This window comes from Streptomyces sp. NPDC060209 (assembly GCF_042728155.1).
Classification (GTDB): domain Bacteria; phylum Actinomycetota; class Actinomycetes; order Streptomycetales; family Streptomycetaceae; genus Streptomyces.
On the sequence record NZ_JBHWZS010000215.1, the window covers coordinates 1 to 14623 of the forward strand.

Genomic DNA, 14623 nt, shown 5'->3' on the forward strand with positions numbered 1-14623 from the left:
CGGTAGGTGTCTACCGGGGCCCGCCCCTGCCGTACGCGGTCCGCCCTACTCCTCGCGGCCCGCGTCCCGGCCCTCCTTGATGAACCGCGCCGGGTTCGCGCCCTTGGCCACCGTCTCTCGGAACCACTCCATCGGCCGGACGCCCTCCTCCTTGACGTAGCCAGGGTTCGGGCCGAGGCGGAACCCGCCCGGCAGGGGCGTCCCGTCGGGCTTGCGCGGCACGACTGCGCGGGCCGTCGGGTACGCCGAGGGGTAGATCACGCAGTCAGACAGGACGGCGAGCGGGACGAGGCCCGTCGCGTTCCACGTCTTGACCATCTTCCGGTGGGCGCCGACCCGCGCCGCGCTGATCACGGCGGCGCGAATGTCCGGCCGCCACGTCGGGCGCTTGAGTGCCGGCCACGGCGCGTGCCGCCCCTCGCGCTTCCCCTGCGGCTTCTCCCGCAACTTGCCGATACCGCCCTTCGCCGTCTGCTTGATCGCAGACAGGAGGGCGACGGCCTCGGGGTCGCGCTCCTTGACGGTGGACATGGCCGCGAGGAAAGGCTCCTCGTCCATGTCGGCCGTGATGCCGAGATCGGCGAGGGTGTCCATGTAGGCGTCCCTCAACCGGTTGTGCCACAGGTCGAGGTACCCGCCCGCCTCGGGCCGCAGCCACGCCGCGATGGGCCGGACCTCGATCCCCAGCTCGACCGCGTACGCCAGGGTCGGCGTCGCGTACCAGGCCGGACCCGTCGGCGTCTTCCCGTCCGGGGTGAACGGACTCGGGAACTCGGCCGGGAGCGTCTTCCATGCCTTCGTGACGAGATCCTTCGTGCGCAGCTCGGCGCCGGACAGGTCGACGAGCCAGGACCCCGGAACCTTCTTGTCGAACCGCGGCCCGTCGGTGTAGACCGCCTCGCCGATTCCCACCGTGAGCCGGTTCGCCGCCGCGAGAAACGCAACGTTGATGTCGACGCCGACGACGTACGGTGCGGCGGCCTCGGCCTCGGTCGGCGCCCGGTGCCAGGCGAGGGCCTCCTCGGCGAGGACGTGCGCGGGGTCCTTGGCCTCGTCCCGGGTGCGGTCCTTGGCGAGCGGGTGCTCGTCCGGCGCCTCGGGCGGGGCCGGGTCGACCGGCGCGGAGAGCGAGCCCTCGACCGGCACCCGGTGGGGCCGTCCGGTGCCCCGGTCCCGGACGAGCCGGGTCGGCGGCCGAAGGGCGGTCATCAGGGCGAGGCTGCAAGCGGCCGTCGAGCCGGTCGGCGTGATCACGCGCTCGGCGTACTGGCCGAGGACGTACGCGAGGGCGGCCGGGTCGGCGGCGACGTCCTCAATCCCGCCCCACCGGAGGTGATCGGCGAACGCGCCCCACGGGATCGTGGCGACGTGGACCTCGACGCGGTCCCGGTACAGGAAGGACCAGGGGGCGAGGCCCGCGCGGGAGAGCTTCCATCCGCCGTCTTCCACGGCCTTGACCGCCGGGTGGTCGTCCGGCACCCGCAGGCGCTTGCGGTCGTCGAGCCGGGCGGGCAGGCCGAGGGCCTCGACGGCGCCCTCGGTGAGGACCAGGAGCGGGCCGGACTCCTCGCCGTACTGCGACAGAGGACCGGCGCCCAGGCCGTACGCGACGGCCCACTCGGCGGCCGTCGCCAGGTCGACGACGTCCGCCGGCACTTCCATGCGCTGTACGTCCGTGCGGTGAGCGATGAGGACCCCGCCCTCGGCGTCGAGGACCAGGAGGGGAGCGGCGTAGGTCTTCTCGGTCATCAGCGGAGGTCCAATTCCACGTAGTCAATGTCTGTGAACTCGACGTCGAGCTGTTCGGCGTCGGTGCCGGGGGTGCGGAAATACTCCTCGGCGAGCCCCTGCCCGAGGAGCCGGTTCAACTCGTCCTCGTCACCCGCCCGCAGGGCGTCGAACACCTGCGGAATCAGGTGTTCGGGCACGTCCTCGGTGAGGCGACGTACGCGCGGGTCGTCCGTGGTGTCCGGGCCCGCGGTGAACCCGAATGACGCCCGGGTCTCGATCGTCATACCGCGCCGCTGGGCCTCCTTCTGCGCCCGAGCCGTCACGCGCGGCTGGTGGTCCTTGACGGCCTCCTTCTGCAAGCGGTCGAGGATCTCGGGCTTCGACTTGGCGATGTTCCGCTCGCCCTTGACGTACCGCTGTACCGTCCGGCGGGACACGCCGAGGCGCTCGGCCACCTTCGCCGTGTTGCCCTTCTCCTTGCGCATCAGGGCGTTGAACTGACCCCGCGCGGTCTTAGGGGCGTTGCGCGTCTGGAACCGCGCTCGCATTGCATCGACGAGCTTTCCCATGGTCACGGCTCCTCTCAGGCGAGCTTAAAGACGGTGGTGGTCGGGGGAATGACGGCCAGTTCCGGCCGCAGGCAGACGGCGCCGCCGCACAGCACATGGCCGGGCATCGTCGTCTTGAACGGGGTGTCGCAGATCGCGCAATCGAGCCTGCGCGGCGCGGTCCGCTGGGTGACCATCTGCCGTGCCGGGATGACGTACTGCGCGGGGAGCTTGCGGAGGAGCTTGTCCAGGTAGCCGTTAGGCCGGTACGCCTGCCGGTTCTCCGTCGCGTCGAGCGCACGGAGGAGGGCCTCCTCGGGCCACCCGTTGCGCAGGCACCAGGCAACAGACTTGGCGGCGAGGGCGCGTTCCTCGGCGGTGACGCCGACGAACCAGCGGACGCGGTCGATGATGGACTCGGAGAGTGCCGGCACCGCTTCCAGGGCCGCCCCTTCCAGGCGCGGCGTGGTGAACCCGCTCAACAGGGTGAAGCGGTCCGGGCGGCGGCCGAGGTTCTTCCCGTTCTCCCGGATCGGCACCGGGCGGAAGGCGACGAGGTCCGCGCGTACGAGGTGCGGCCGGTGGCGCTCGATGGTCCGCAGGCTCACGCCCGCGATCTTGGCGAGCTCCTCCATGTGGACCTGCCCCTCCCACCCGATTCCGGCGAGGGCGACGAGGCATTTCGCACAGGTGGGGTCCGGCGCAACGATGTTCGCGGCCCACTCCTGGGCCCCCGGCAAGAACGGCTGACCGATCCCGCCGCCCAGCGGCGTGCGCCGGTCGGCGTCGATACGGGAGTGTGCGAACAGGTGCGCCAAGTGGTCCTGAGTGGCGCGCTTCTTAAGGCCGATCATCCGACCGAGGGCCTCGGTTGTGAGCCACTTCTCGGGGTCGGCCGTCTGGTGTTCTTCAAGGGCCCCGTAAACCTTGTGGCAGTTGGGGCAGTCGTCGGGACTGATATCACGGTGGGGTGCCACTAATCGGCCTTTCCGTCCGCTGCGGTGTCTCACCCGGGGGTGCGCGGGTAGACTCCGCCACAGACCTAGAGCAGGGTCCACGCGAAAGCCTCAGACGGGTAGGAGAGCCACCTCCTATGACCCCGACGGGGCTTTTCGCATGTGTGGAGCGAGTCGAGCGGCAGGCGCGCGGCCTGTGCCAGGTCAGACCGTGATGACCTCCTGCGATCCGCCGAGCACCGAGGCGAGGCGCCGGGGGGAGAGCTGTTCCACGGCATGGGTCGGACCGCACAGGAGATCCGGAACCGGAATGCCGTAGTGCGCGGACAGCCGGTCGATGTCACCGAGGGACCACGCGGCGGCGCCGGTCTGCTTGCGCGAGACCTGCCCCTGAGTGATCCGCAGGCCCGCGGCGAGCGACGTCTGATTCTCGCCGCAAGCGCGCATCAGGGCCGCGACCGTGATCCGGAGCGTGCGCTCGCTGGTACTCAAGGCGGCTGCGAACTTCCCCATATGCTGTGACCTCACTTTTTGTGAGCTGGGCTCATAACGGCAGCTAGCGGGGTCCGGCGAATCCGGCCCGACCGGTGCACACTCTTCCACGGTTGCACGTCAACTACAAGTCTTGCTTGTAGTGAATCTCCGGACGTGTCATCCTCGGGGTATGACTGACACCCCCGTGAAGACGATCAAGGAACTGCGAGAGGCATCCGAGGCGTCCGAGGCCCAGGCCAAGAAGGACAAGGCGGCCTTGCTCGACGCGGCCGTCAAGGAGGCCATGACGTCGACCGCGTACGGCCACCTGTCGGCCGTCGCCCGCGAGGCCGGCATCGCCGCTCAGTACCTCCGGACCCTGATCGAGAACCAGCACCCCGGGTGGCTCGACCAGGCCGCCGAGGAGCGCGACGCGGCCAAGGCCGCGAAGGCGAAGCCCAAGCCCACCCGATCCCGGACCGCCAAGGGTGGTGAGGGCGGGACCGCGCGTCGCACGCGCAAGAGCGGCGCCGCCGCCGCCTGATGATCGAATGGGTAACCACCGTCGCCACGATGGTTGTCTCGCTCGGGACCGTGGCCGGTGTCCTCGCGGCAGTCGTGCGCAAGGAGTTCGGAATGGCCGTCGTGCGGCTACTCGCCGGCATGGTGGCGCTCGTCGTGCTCTCGAACTTCGGACCGCTGCGGGACTGGTTCGAGGGCGCCCTCGACGGTGGGCACCCCTCGAAACCGGCGGCCGACTCCCACCCCAAGAGCGACGACGGGTCTAGCCTCTGGCTCCCCCTCGCTTTCGGCGCCGTCGGCCTCGCCGTGAGCTTCGGCGGGTACGGCCTGTGGTCGCTCATTCAGCGCCGCCGCGCCCGCAAGGCCGTCCGGCGCGCGGCCGACACCGCCGCCCAGGAGCGCCGCCGCGCCATCGAGGCCGAGCACGACGAGGTACTCGACGCGCACGCCGCCTACCTGTGCGACGTCCTCGCCGTTCTCGACCGCCCGGCCCTCGACGACGTCACCGTGCCCCAGACCGCGGCACTCCTGCACGCCCTCGACACCGCCGCCGACGCCCGCCGAGGGGGCGACCTCAACCTCTACCGGCCCGCCGTCAGCCAACTGAAAACCGCATGGCGGGCCGCCGACGAGCACGCCCGGAAAACCGGCCTGCGCCACCTGCCCAGCCAGGAGCGCGCCACCGTCACCCGGGCCCGTGGGCTCCTCGAAATCGCCCTCGACGGCAACGGGGGTGAGCATGAGCGCCGCGCCGCCTACGCCAAGGCCCGTGAGCTCCTCGACGGCGTCCTCGCCCTCCCCCGGCAGGCCGTCGCCGCCGTCGAGACCCGGACCCGCCCCGCCCTCGTCAAGGACGCCACGGCCTGACCCCGGAAGGACCCTCATGGACCAGGAACCGAAGCCCGAACACGCCCCCCAGGAAGGCGAGTTGATCCCCGTCCCCGCGTCCCGCGACTCCGGGCGCCCGCGCGTCGAGATGTACGACGAGGCCGCCGCCTTGCTCACCCCGGAGGCCCGCCGTCTCGCCGAGGAGATCATCGCCGTGGGCCGCGTGAGCCGGTACTCGCCCGAGGCCCAACGCGCCCTGTTCGTCGGTCAGTCGGGGTCGGGTAAGACGAACGCCCTCGACCTGACCCGGGCGCAGCTCGACGCCGCCGGCATCCCGTACGCGGAGACCGACGAGGGACACGGCCGCGTCGGTCTCCGCTTCCGCAAAGCAGGCCCCGAGTCCAAGGAGATCAACCCGTGAGCGCCCTCCCCGTCGAGGAACCGACCAACCCGTACCGCACACAGCACGGCGGCGGCCCGCGCACCGTCACGCAACTGCGGGCCGCCCTCACCGCGGCCTCGGCGGCGGACCGCGAGGAGTTCGAGGCGCAGCTCGGCGAGCTCGACCTCGACGACCCCGAGGAGTACGCCGCGCTCGTCCGCGCGTGGCGGCACCGCCTCGTCATGCGGACCCGGCCCGAGATCCTCGCCGCCGTCGCGGCCTCGACCGATCCGGCCGCCCCCCGCTTCACGTCCGAGGAGATCCTCGGCGCCGAGGGCCACCAGGAGGCGGGCCGGTGACCGAAGGCACCCCGTGGGCCGTCGCCTACAGCGAGACCGGCCGCGCTGGACTGGCCACGGCCACGGCCGAGGAGCGGGCCGCCGTCCTCGGCTTCGAGAAGCGGGTCGCCGCCTCGCCGTACACCTGCGGCGAGCTGTACCCGGACCGGGTCGGCGGCCTCTACACCGCACTACTCAACGTCGCCGGACGGATGGCGTGGACCAGCGTCCTGTACCGGGTCGACGAGGCCCGGCGCGAGGTTCTGATCGTCGCTATCGTCTCGGGGCCCTGATGCCGGCGGGGGGAGCGGCGGCGGACAGCTCGACGCCGGACCGGGTAGCGGCGGCCGTCGAGGAGCACGCCCGGCGGCGCGCGTGGTGGGAGGCCGAGACCGCCATCGCCGCCGTGCTGGCCGATCCGGAGGTTCGGCGCCTGGGGGAGGAGATCGAGCGGACCGAGGCCCTCCTCGGCGAGGAGTTGCGGCCCCACTTCCAGCCCTTCCGGGACCGATACGAGCGGGCCGAACGCGAGGCCGACCTCGACACCCTCACCCGGACGTGCCCCGGGAAACACGGCCGGTGGGGGCGTATCTGCGTACTCGACACCGGCCACGACTCGACCGCACCGCACTGGGGGACCACGGCCGGGGGACACCCCGTCGCATGGATCGGGAGCGCACCCGACGACGACTGACCCGAAAGGCGCCGGCACCCCGGCCGGGAACGACAGAGCGCCCGCCCCGAGAAGGGGCGGGCGCTCCGTGTTGTGCGGGTGCGTCAGTCGAGCGGCGCGGCGTAGCGCAGGGTCCAGCCGCGGCCGAGGGTGTGCCGGGTGACCTCAACGACCCGGCCCTCGGCGGTCCGGCCGACGTGCGTCACGGTGAGGAGGAGCTCGCCCTCCTCGACCCCGAGGGCCTCGGCCTGGTCCGCCGTGGCGGGCCGCTGGTCGACGTCCTCGACGGCCTCGGCGCCCTGGTCGAAACCGGCCTCGCGCATCCGCGAGATGATCCCGCCCGCTCCGGTGTCGACCTGTTCGATACCGGCGGCCTCGGCGACGTCCGCCGGAATCCATGTGTCGGCGAGCTGGACCAGGCGCTCACCGTCGTACATGCGCCGGGCGCGGACGACGACCGGTCCCTCGACGCCGAGCAGCTCGGCGACGTCGGCCGGGGCCTCGGCGCGGTTCACCGTCACCTCGGCGCGGGGTGCCCCGCCGCCGCGGCGCGTCTCGCTCTCGTACGCGCCGTGCGCGCCGTTCGCCTCGCGGTTCTCGGTGCGGTACCGGCTGCGGGCGTCCCGAACGATGCCGCCGTTTGCGCCGATGGTGTTCTGTGCCATGTGCGTGATCCCTTCCGGTGGGGTGGTCAGTGGGTAGGGCCGAGCGGCCAGGAGTAGGACAGGCGCCACAGGTGGGTGGGCAGTACGTGAACGGTCACCTCGACCGTGCGGCCGTCCTCGGTGCGCCCGATGTGGGCGATCTCGTAAACGCGCTGGTCCTCCCGCATGTCGAGGGCCCCGACCTCCTCGGCGGTAGGAGGACGGACGTCGATCTCCTCCGTGATGGTGGCCTGCGGGTGGCCGAGCTCGGCGAGGCGTGATTTCGACCCGCCCGGCCCCGTGTCGATCTCTTCGAGCCTGGTCCCCTCGGCGATGGCGAGGGGGAGGTACGACGTTGCGAGCTGTACGGGGACGTCGTCGGCGAGCATCCGCCGGATGCGGGCGAGGGTCGACACATCGTTTGCGTCTACCCCGAGGAGGTCCGCCACCCATGCCGGCGGCTGTGCGTGCTGTGTGGTGGTGACGCTCGACGGGGTCATGCCGAGGCCGCGGATCTCGGCCTCGAATGCTCCTCGGGCCTGCCCCTCCTCGCGGCGGGCCCGGACATAGCGCGACGTCGAGTCCCGAACGATCTTCTTGACGATCCGGTGCACGAACATGCCCCGGCGGCTCTTGTCGATCAGTCCCTCGGAGGCGAGCAGGCGCAATGCCTGTGCGGCGGTCCCCCGATTCGTGCCGATCTCGTCGGCGAGCTCCCCCTCGGTGGGGAGCTTGGCACCCGGGGCGTATGTGCCCTGTTGGATGCGCGTGCGCACCTCGTCGGCGACTGCGCGAAAGGTCGCTCGGCGCGGCTCGTCCTCTGTCATGCGGTCACCTTATCTGGAAGCCATTCCATGGCGCTTGCTACCGACACAAGCATGGATGGAATCCAAGACTATTGCAATGGATTCCATTCGGTGCTTCACTCATGTCGTGCCGATCAAACGGCACCGACGAGGGCCCTCGGGTCTGAGTCGCAGTGGTCCGCCACGCCCGAAAGGGCGCGGCCCCGGGGCGTCTAGTCCACGCACACCGGGGCCGCTCGGCGGACTCCCCTGACAGACAGAGGAGTGATTCCGCGTGCGCACCACCATGCCCGAAACCGCGCTTAACCTGCGAATCGGCACGGCCGATTCCGCCGCCGGAACCGTCCCGTCCCGCCTCGACCTCTCCGCCGAGCTGGGCCTCGACGTCGACCTCGTCCTCGGCCCCATCGGTGGCGACGAGAACGAGCTCGACGAGCTCGCCCGCCTGTACGCGCTGGTCGACATGGCCGACTCCGGTTACATCCCGCGCGACGTGTCCCTCGACGTGATCGCCGGAATCGTCGAGGAGATCGAGCGCGAGGACGACGCCCAGGGTTACGAGGCCGACGACTTCGCCGGGGGGTGGGCCGCGTGACGATCACCCGCCGCGCCACCGCCCGCGCCGCCCGTGCGCTCCTCGGCTCCGCCGACCGGCTGCACCCCGCCGCCCTCCTGGTCCTGGTCCTCGTCTTCGCGGGACTCGCCCAGCTCGCCGCGCCGCTCGTCGTGACCCTCCTCACCGCCCTGGTGACCGGGGTCAAGGCCGCCGCGTTCCTCGCCGGGGCCGCCGTCCTCGCCCGCCTCGCCGTCCGCGTGGCCGCGACGTTTCCCCGCCCCCGCACCGCCCCGCCGGCATCCCCGGCCGCGCCGGTCCCGCCTGCGGTCCCGACCCCCCGCACGGCCCGATGACCGCCGCCGCCCGCCGAGTCCTCGTCGTCTCGGCCGCCGGAACCGCCGCCGCCGTCCACCACATCGCCACGTCGGCCGTGGTCCTGTTCCTCCTCGCCGACTGGTTCGTCGTCTCGGTGATCGCCGGACACGCCGGACAGGCCATCACCGCCGCCGCCGTCGGGGTGCTCCTCGCCGCCGAGGGCATCCGCGCCGACCGGGTCGGCCGCCCCTTCCCCCACTGCCCCATCTGCCCCCTCGTCCGCCGGGGCGCCCGTAAGGAGATCGCCAAGTGAGTACGTCGTACCGCGAGGAGCGCCGCCTCGACCGGAAGAACGACCGCGAGGAGGACCGCCGCGACCGCCTCGCCGAGGCCGAGGCCGCCCGCAAGGAACGCCTTGCCGAGGCCGAGGCCGCCCGTATCCGCGACGAGGCCCGCGCCGAGCAGCGCCGCAAGGACGTAGAGGCCCGGCAGGAGGAGGAGCGCCGTCTCCGCGCCGAGCGCAAGCGCGAGAAGGCCCGCCGCAAGGCCGAGCGGAAGAAGGCCCGCGCCGAGCTGTTCGCCAAGCTCGGCAAGGAGGGTGACACCGTCGGCGCCCTGGTCGTCATGGCGTGCGGCATCGTCCCGGCCCTGTACTTCCAGCTCCGCGCCCTCAACGGGGAAGACCTCCCCGGGATCATCAGCCTGTGCCTGGCCGTGATGCTGGAGGCCGGGGCCTGGGTCGCCACCGTGAGCGGTGAGCGCGCCAAGCGCGAGGGCCGCCCCGTCGGCCGCTTCCGGGTGGTCATGTGGGCGTGCGCCACGTTCGCCGCCGTCATCAACTACTCGCACGCGCCCGGCCCGTCCGGCGGATGGCTCGCCTGGGTCCTCGCCGCCGCCTCGTACGCCGGGGTGTTCTTCTGGGAGGTCCGCGGGTGGGGCCGTCACGGCACAAAGGCCACCCGCACCAAGGCCCAGCGCAAGGAGGCCCGGCGCCGCCGCCGGCACGACCGTAAGCGCCGCCGCCGGTTCCCCGCCGTGTACGCCCGGTACACCGACATTCTGACCGCGCACCCGTACGGCAGCGTCGACCACGAAAAGGCGTGGGCGGACGCGTGGCAGGACACGCACGGCGCCGAGCTCGCCGTCACGGCCGGTGTCATCGCGCACCGAGGCGAGGCAGACAAGGCACTCGCCGCAGCGCACGGCGTGGGGGTCGAAACCCTCATGGTCGAGCAGCTCCTCGGCGACGTGTTCGGCGGCGGCGACGGCGACGACGGACCGGCCGCGCGCCGCTCCTCGAACGGTCCGAACGGGGGTCCGAGTAAGGGCGGCCGAACCGCGAAAGCCCTTGGGCGCAAAGGGAAGCAGGCAATCGGCCGCCTCACCGGACGGACCGCTCCGAAGGTCCCGAACAAGCCCCTCGACGAGGCCCACCTCGAACGCGTCCGCTCCCTCGCGGACGTCCTCCCCGGGGGCGCCGCGGACCTCTCCGTGAGCAACGTCCGCATGGCCATCGGGGGCGGCAACACCCGGTACGCGATGCAGCTCCGTGACGCCGTCAAGGCCGAGAGGAAGAACTGATGAGCGCCTCATTCACCCCGCCCCGGCTCCTGATCCTCGCCGCCCCCGCCGGCATCTACCCGACGATCACCCTCTCGCCCGAGACCGGGTGGACGTGGTCGGCCGCCATCGGCGCCGTGATCTTCGCCCTCGTCCTGTTCGGCCCGGCCCTGATCCGGTCCGCCGCCAAGGCGTCGGCGGTCCGCGCCGCCACCAAGAAGGCCAAGGCCGCCGAGACCTCCGCCAAGAAGGAGGGCAAGAAGTGACCGCCGAGAGCGTCTACCGACAGATCGCCCGCGAGCTCGCCGCCCAGGCGGACCAGCACGCCGCCGACCGTCACCCCCAGCTCGGGCGCTGCGCCGCCGAGCTCGGCCTCGTCTACCTCGAATTCGACGCCCACCCCCCGGCCAGCGAGCACGGGGTGAAGGCGTGGGAGGCCGCCGAGGCGGCCCGCGAGTCGCTCCAGTACGGAACGGCCGTCGGCTGCGGCTCCGACACCGCCCGCGCCCGCCTTCACCTCGCCCTCGACGCCCTCGCCCGCGAGCACGCGGCGCACTGAACCGCCCCCGGGCCCGGCCGCCCCTCCCCCCGGCGGCCGGGCCGACGGCCCACGCACTTGAGGAAGGAACCACCCCCATGAGCACCACCGAGACCGAGCACGGCGAGCGCGAGGCACAGCTCGTCAACCTCACCGCCTACCAGGACCCCGAGACCCTCCTCCGCCTCGGCGAGCTCTCCCGGACCGCCGCACAGCAGACCGAGAACGGCGTCGCCGACCTGTTCACCGGCACGGTGCGACTGGACAAGGTCGAGGAGGCCACGGCCGAGGCCGGCACCTTCGAGCAGCTCGACGAGGACGAGCTCGACGAGGACGAGCGCGCATCCCTCGGCCTGCGCCCGATCATCCCCGAGACGTTCCTCGACCCGGGCGTGTGGCGGCAGCGCCGCGCGGTGTGGCTCAACTCGGCCGCCTTCCACGCCACCCGCAGCCCCGTCTACCTGTGGCGGTTCATCAAGACGAGCGGGATCGGGGCCCGCGTCGGCGCCCGGGACGCGTGGTCGTACCTGTTCGCCACCGAGTACGGTGAGCTCGCCGACAAGGTCCGCCGGGCCAAGGCGGGGGCCGAGCACATCGCCGACCTGCGGGCCGACCGGCGCAAGGAGGCCAAGGCGCGGCGCCGTGAGCCGGTCACGGTCTACGCCCTGACCGGCTGCACCTCCTACGCCGCGGCCGTCATCGCCTTGGGGGAGACCTGGGGCCTGGTCCTCACCGCCCCGGCCCTGATCCCGTTCTTCGGCCTCCTGTACGTCCTCGGACACCGCGAGCTCGCCCGCCGGGCGCCCGACGGAACGTTCGCGTTCCTCGACAGCACCGCGGGGGCCGACCACGACGGCCCGGTGACTGACGAACGGATCACCAACGCCCTGCGCGAGATCAAGCTCCTGACGGCCGAGCAGGAGATCAAGCCCGTGGGCCTCGCCACCCGCGACGAGCTCGGCAACACAACGCTTGAGTTCAAGCTCCCGGCCAACGTCATTTGCAAGGCCCTCAAGAGCAAGGCCGAGCAGTTCGCCGGGGCCCTGGGCCTGTCGCTGGAACGCATCGACCTGACGCAGGGCGAGACCCCGGCCGACGTCGTCCTCTGGGTCTCGGCGACGGTGCCGTTCGCTGGTGACGCGCCCGTGTCCCCGCTGGTCGACGCCGACCGCTGGTCGATCTGGGACGGCGTCCCCTTCGGCTCGAACCGCAAGGGCCTGCGGAAGACGCTCCAACTCCTTTGGTCCTCAATGCTGTTCGGCGGTGCCCAGGGGTACGGCAAGACGTCGGCAATGCGAGTGCCGGCCGCCGCGGGTGCCCTCGACCCTCAGTGCCGGATGCTCCTCGCCGACTTCAAGGGCGGCGCGGACTGGGAGGAGCTCGAAAACATCGCGCACCGCGTGATCATCGGCGCCGACCCCGCGAGCGTCGACGAGTTCATTGAGCTCGTCGACGAGCTGATCGAGGAAATGGACACCCGCTTTGCGAAAATCCGGCGGATGCCCAAGGCCGAGCGCCCCGACATGCGTCTCACGCCCGCCATGGCCGAGGCGCACGGAATGCCCGTCCTCATGTTCCTGATCGACGAGATTCAAGAGGCGTTCGGCGTGGTCCTCGCCCGCAAGGACGGGTTGAAGGAGTTCGCCGCCCTCGTCGAGAAGCTCGCCCGGCTGATCCGGCGCGGCCGGGCCTGCGGCCTCATCATCGTGGCCGCCGCCCAGCGCCCGAGTGCGAAGTCGGTCCCGACCGACTTCCGCGACGTCATCCTCAAGCGGTACAGCGTGCACACCGTGGACGACACGTCGTCCGACATGATCCTCGGCGACGGACAGGCCAAGCGCGGGCACACCGCCGCCGGACTGGGTCGGATCGGCGTCGGCATCCTCGCCGAGGAGGCCGGTTCCGAGAAGCTGCAAGTCGACCTGATCACCCCGCAGGAGTTCGAGGTCATCTGCGCCCGCGGCCGGGCCCTGCGGCTCGCCGCCGGCACCCTCACCGGCTACGCCGCGTCGGGCCTCCTGACGGTGTCCGGCATCCTCGCCCAGATGCGGGACGCGTTCGAGGCGGCCGAGGCCGAGGAGCTCGGCAGTACCGACATTGCCCGCCTCCTGCACAAGCAGGACCCGGCGGCCGACTGGGGCCAGCGTGACGGCGAGAGCGACAAGCAATGGTCGAGCCGCGTCGGCGCCCGCCTCGGCCGCGAGATCGAGCAGGCCCTCGACGGGTCGGGCCGCACGCTCGACCGCGTCAAGGTGACCACCCTCGCGGGCACCGAGGGCCGCGGATTCCGCCGCACGGACCTGACGCTCGTACTCGGTGCATAACGGGACGAACCGACGTGTCCGGGAAGGTGTCCCCGCCGCAAAACCGCAGGTGGGGACGTGTCCCGGACGTGTCGGCCCCCCGGCCGGGGTGTCCCCAGCGGACACCCCGCCCAGGGGCCCGACACCCCCCTAGACACCGCCCAGACCTGCACAAACAGGGGCAAAGCCACCCCCCAGGACACCGCCCCGACACCCCGAAACCCCGCGCACAAGGAGTCGAGACCCGATGGACGTCACCGCCCGCACCGCCCCCGCCGAGCCGGTCCTCTACCGCCCCGAGCCCGTCGAGACGGCCGCACTGGCGACGACCCTCCCGTACCTGTCCCCGGTGCCCATTCCGGGCGCCGTCGAGGCCGTCACCCCCAACGGCGCCCGGGTGTGGCTCCTGGTCTCCAAGATCGAGCCCACCGGCCCGGCCGCCGCCCCCGAGGCCCCCCAGTCCGCGCCCGTACCCACCTGGGCCAAGACGACGGCGCTCCTCGCGCTCTCCTTGTCCGGCTCCTCGGTCCTCGGCGCCTACGCCCTCGGCCTGTTCGCCGAGGGCCTCGCCGCCCTCGTCGCCTCGCTCGTCCTCCTGGCGAAGTTCGCGTTCGTCCTCGCCCTCGTCCTGGGCCTGTTCGTCGTCGTCGTCAAGCGACGTGCCGGCGGGGGGAGCGTCACCGCCGAAGCCACCAGCACCGCCACCGCCCGGGGTCTGTTCGCCAAGGCCACGGCCACCGCCACCGCAACCGCCATCGCCAAGAAGTAAGGAGCCCTGCCCATGGCTGCGATCAAGGTCCGCGGACCTCTCAAGATCGGAAACGACACCCTGCGGTGCCCCGGCCGCGGCGAGCGGGACACCCCACGCGAGCTCACCCTCATGGCGAACGGGAAGACCGTCACGGCGACGTGCGGCCAGAAGCACAAGGGCGAGGACGGCGGACGCCGCGCGCAGTGCTTCTTTCCCGTCGAGCAGCTCACCGCCGCGAACCTCGGCATCCTCGCCCAGGGCAAGCCCGGCCGATTCCGCCTCACCCTCACGGACGGGACCAAGGTCGAGGGCATCCTCGCCAGCGTCGGCGCCGCCGCCGCCAATTCGACCGCGGCCCGCGCCGCCGCCGCCGCGGACGCCAAGACCGGGAAAGGGGGCCAGGCCGGGCCCGCCAAGCCCGCCGGTCGGGCCACGGGTGGCGCGATGACGGCCGCGTTCGGCGCCCTCGCCGCCGTGGCGGGCGCCGCCGGACAGGCGGCGGGCGCGGCCGGGCAGATCGCCGCCGCCGGGGCCTCGGCCGTCGAGTCGGCATCGAGCCTCGGCCGCGAGGGGATCGGCGTCGCCCGCGACGGCATCCGCGAGGCGGGGGCCTACGGCGAGCGTCGGCACGAACGCAAGATGCGTGCCGCCGACGGCGGGGCCGAGGACTGACGGCAGGAATCGAGCGCCCTCGGGGC

The 14623-nt window shown here is 72.3% G+C and carries 21 protein-coding genes; 15 read left to right on the forward strand and 6 right to left on the reverse strand.

Going from position 1 to position 14623, the window contains the following annotated elements; genetic code table 11:
• Positions 1–45: 45 nt before the first annotated feature.
• From tap to ACFWFI_RS30795, 4 genes are all read right to left on the reverse strand, one after another.
• Complete coding sequence (tap, locus tag ACFWFI_RS30780; protein ID WP_387396485.1) at positions 46–1749, reverse strand: telomere-associated protein Tap; 1704 nt, start codon at positions 1747–1749, stop codon at positions 46–48.
• A complete protein-coding gene (gene tpg / locus ACFWFI_RS30785) occupies positions 1749–2300 on the reverse strand; it encodes a telomere-protecting terminal protein Tpg (RefSeq protein WP_387396487.1) in 552 nt (183 codons plus the stop codon). Before tpg ends, tap begins: the two co-directional genes overlap by 1 nt.
• Positions 2301–2314: 14 nt before the next feature.
• The gene (locus ACFWFI_RS30790) at positions 2315–3133 is read right to left on the reverse strand and encodes a hypothetical protein (RefSeq protein ID WP_387396489.1); all 819 of its coding nucleotides are present in this window, start codon (positions 3131–3133) and stop codon (positions 2315–2317) included.
• Positions 3134–3439: 306 nt separating this feature from the next.
• Positions 3440–3748 (reverse strand): hypothetical protein, encoded by a 309-nt coding sequence (locus ACFWFI_RS30795; RefSeq protein ID WP_023543960.1) that lies wholly within the window; start codon positions 3746–3748, stop codon positions 3440–3442.
• Positions 3749–3899: 151 nt separating this feature from the next.
• Between ACFWFI_RS30795 and ACFWFI_RS30800 the strand changes: the two genes are divergently transcribed.
• From ACFWFI_RS30800 to ACFWFI_RS30825, 6 genes are read left to right on the forward strand one after another with little or no spacing between them, the layout of a single operon-like run.
• The gene (locus tag ACFWFI_RS30800) at positions 3900–4253 is read left to right on the forward strand and encodes a hypothetical protein (RefSeq protein WP_387396491.1); all 354 of its coding nucleotides are present in this window, start codon (positions 3900–3902) and stop codon (positions 4251–4253) included.
• Positions 4253–5098 (forward strand): hypothetical protein, encoded by an 846-nt coding sequence (locus ACFWFI_RS30805; protein WP_387396493.1) that lies wholly within the window; start codon positions 4253–4255, stop codon positions 5096–5098. The genes ACFWFI_RS30800 and ACFWFI_RS30805 overlap by 1 nt, the downstream gene beginning before the upstream one ends.
• A 16-nt stretch (positions 5099–5114) precedes the next feature.
• Positions 5115–5480 carry a hypothetical protein gene (locus ACFWFI_RS30810; protein WP_387396495.1) on the forward strand — a complete coding sequence of 122 codons (366 nt, stop codon included), beginning with the start codon at positions 5115–5117 and terminating at the stop codon, positions 5478–5480.
• The gene (locus ACFWFI_RS30815; RefSeq protein WP_387396496.1) at positions 5477–5800 is read left to right on the forward strand and encodes a hypothetical protein; all 324 of its coding nucleotides are present in this window, start codon (positions 5477–5479) and stop codon (positions 5798–5800) included. The genes ACFWFI_RS30810 and ACFWFI_RS30815 overlap by 4 nt, the downstream gene beginning before the upstream one ends.
• Positions 5797–6072 carry a hypothetical protein gene (locus tag ACFWFI_RS30820; protein ID WP_387396498.1) on the forward strand — a complete coding sequence of 92 codons (276 nt, stop codon included), beginning with the start codon at positions 5797–5799 and terminating at the stop codon, positions 6070–6072. Before ACFWFI_RS30815 ends, ACFWFI_RS30820 begins: the two co-directional genes overlap by 4 nt.
• A complete protein-coding gene (locus ACFWFI_RS30825) occupies positions 6072–6473 on the forward strand; it encodes a hypothetical protein (protein ID WP_387396499.1) in 402 nt (133 codons plus the stop codon). Before ACFWFI_RS30820 ends, ACFWFI_RS30825 begins: the two co-directional genes overlap by 1 nt.
• A gap of 83 nt (positions 6474–6556) precedes the next feature.
• Here ACFWFI_RS30825 and ACFWFI_RS30830 read toward each other — a convergent pair whose 3' ends face one another.
• Together ACFWFI_RS30830 and ACFWFI_RS30835 are read right to left on the reverse strand one after the other, a co-directional pair.
• On the reverse strand, positions 6557–7117 hold the full coding sequence (locus ACFWFI_RS30830) for a UTRA domain-containing protein (RefSeq protein WP_387396501.1): 561 nt from the start codon (positions 7115–7117) through the stop codon (positions 6557–6559).
• A gap of 26 nt (positions 7118–7143) precedes the next feature.
• Entirely contained in the window at positions 7144–7923 is a 780-nt protein-coding gene (locus ACFWFI_RS30835; RefSeq protein ID WP_387396508.1) for a GntR family transcriptional regulator, read from the reverse strand.
• A 253-nt stretch (positions 7924–8176) separates the two neighbouring features.
• Here ACFWFI_RS30835 and ACFWFI_RS30840 point away from each other — a divergent pair, with 253 nt between their 5' ends.
• The 9 genes from ACFWFI_RS30840 to ACFWFI_RS30880 all read left to right on the forward strand — a co-directional run bounded on the left by ACFWFI_RS30840 (position 8177) and on the right by ACFWFI_RS30880 (position 14597).
• On the forward strand, positions 8177–8497 hold the full coding sequence (locus ACFWFI_RS30840) for a hypothetical protein (protein WP_387396511.1): 321 nt from the start codon (positions 8177–8179) through the stop codon (positions 8495–8497).
• A complete protein-coding gene (locus tag ACFWFI_RS30845; RefSeq protein WP_387396513.1) occupies positions 8494–8811 on the forward strand; it encodes a hypothetical protein in 318 nt (105 codons plus the stop codon). Before ACFWFI_RS30840 ends, ACFWFI_RS30845 begins: the two co-directional genes overlap by 4 nt.
• Positions 8808–9086: a hypothetical protein gene (locus tag ACFWFI_RS30850; protein WP_387396515.1), complete on the forward strand. Its 279-nt coding sequence runs from the start codon at positions 8808–8810 to the stop codon at positions 9084–9086. Before ACFWFI_RS30845 ends, ACFWFI_RS30850 begins: the two co-directional genes overlap by 4 nt.
• The gene (locus ACFWFI_RS30855; protein WP_387396518.1) at positions 9083–10354 is read left to right on the forward strand and encodes an ATP synthase subunit B family protein; all 1272 of its coding nucleotides are present in this window, start codon (positions 9083–9085) and stop codon (positions 10352–10354) included. Before ACFWFI_RS30850 ends, ACFWFI_RS30855 begins: the two co-directional genes overlap by 4 nt.
• Positions 10354–10599 (forward strand): hypothetical protein, encoded by a 246-nt coding sequence (locus tag ACFWFI_RS30860; protein WP_281946315.1) that lies wholly within the window; start codon positions 10354–10356, stop codon positions 10597–10599. The genes ACFWFI_RS30855 and ACFWFI_RS30860 overlap by 1 nt, the downstream gene beginning before the upstream one ends.
• A complete protein-coding gene (locus tag ACFWFI_RS30865; RefSeq protein WP_387396523.1) occupies positions 10596–10892 on the forward strand; it encodes a hypothetical protein in 297 nt (98 codons plus the stop codon). The genes ACFWFI_RS30860 and ACFWFI_RS30865 overlap by 4 nt, the downstream gene beginning before the upstream one ends.
• 77 nt (positions 10893–10969) lie before the next feature.
• A complete protein-coding gene (locus ACFWFI_RS30870; RefSeq protein WP_387396526.1) occupies positions 10970–13195 on the forward strand; it encodes an FtsK/SpoIIIE domain-containing protein in 2226 nt (741 codons plus the stop codon).
• A 226-nt stretch (positions 13196–13421) separates the two neighbouring features.
• Positions 13422–13943, forward strand: coding sequence for a hypothetical protein (locus ACFWFI_RS30875; protein WP_387396528.1), 522 nt, complete (start codon positions 13422–13424; stop codon positions 13941–13943).
• A 12-nt stretch (positions 13944–13955) separates the two neighbouring features.
• Positions 13956–14597 carry a hypothetical protein gene (locus ACFWFI_RS30880; RefSeq protein ID WP_387396530.1) on the forward strand — a complete coding sequence of 214 codons (642 nt, stop codon included), beginning with the start codon at positions 13956–13958 and terminating at the stop codon, positions 14595–14597.
• Positions 14598–14623 lie beyond the last annotated feature (26 nt).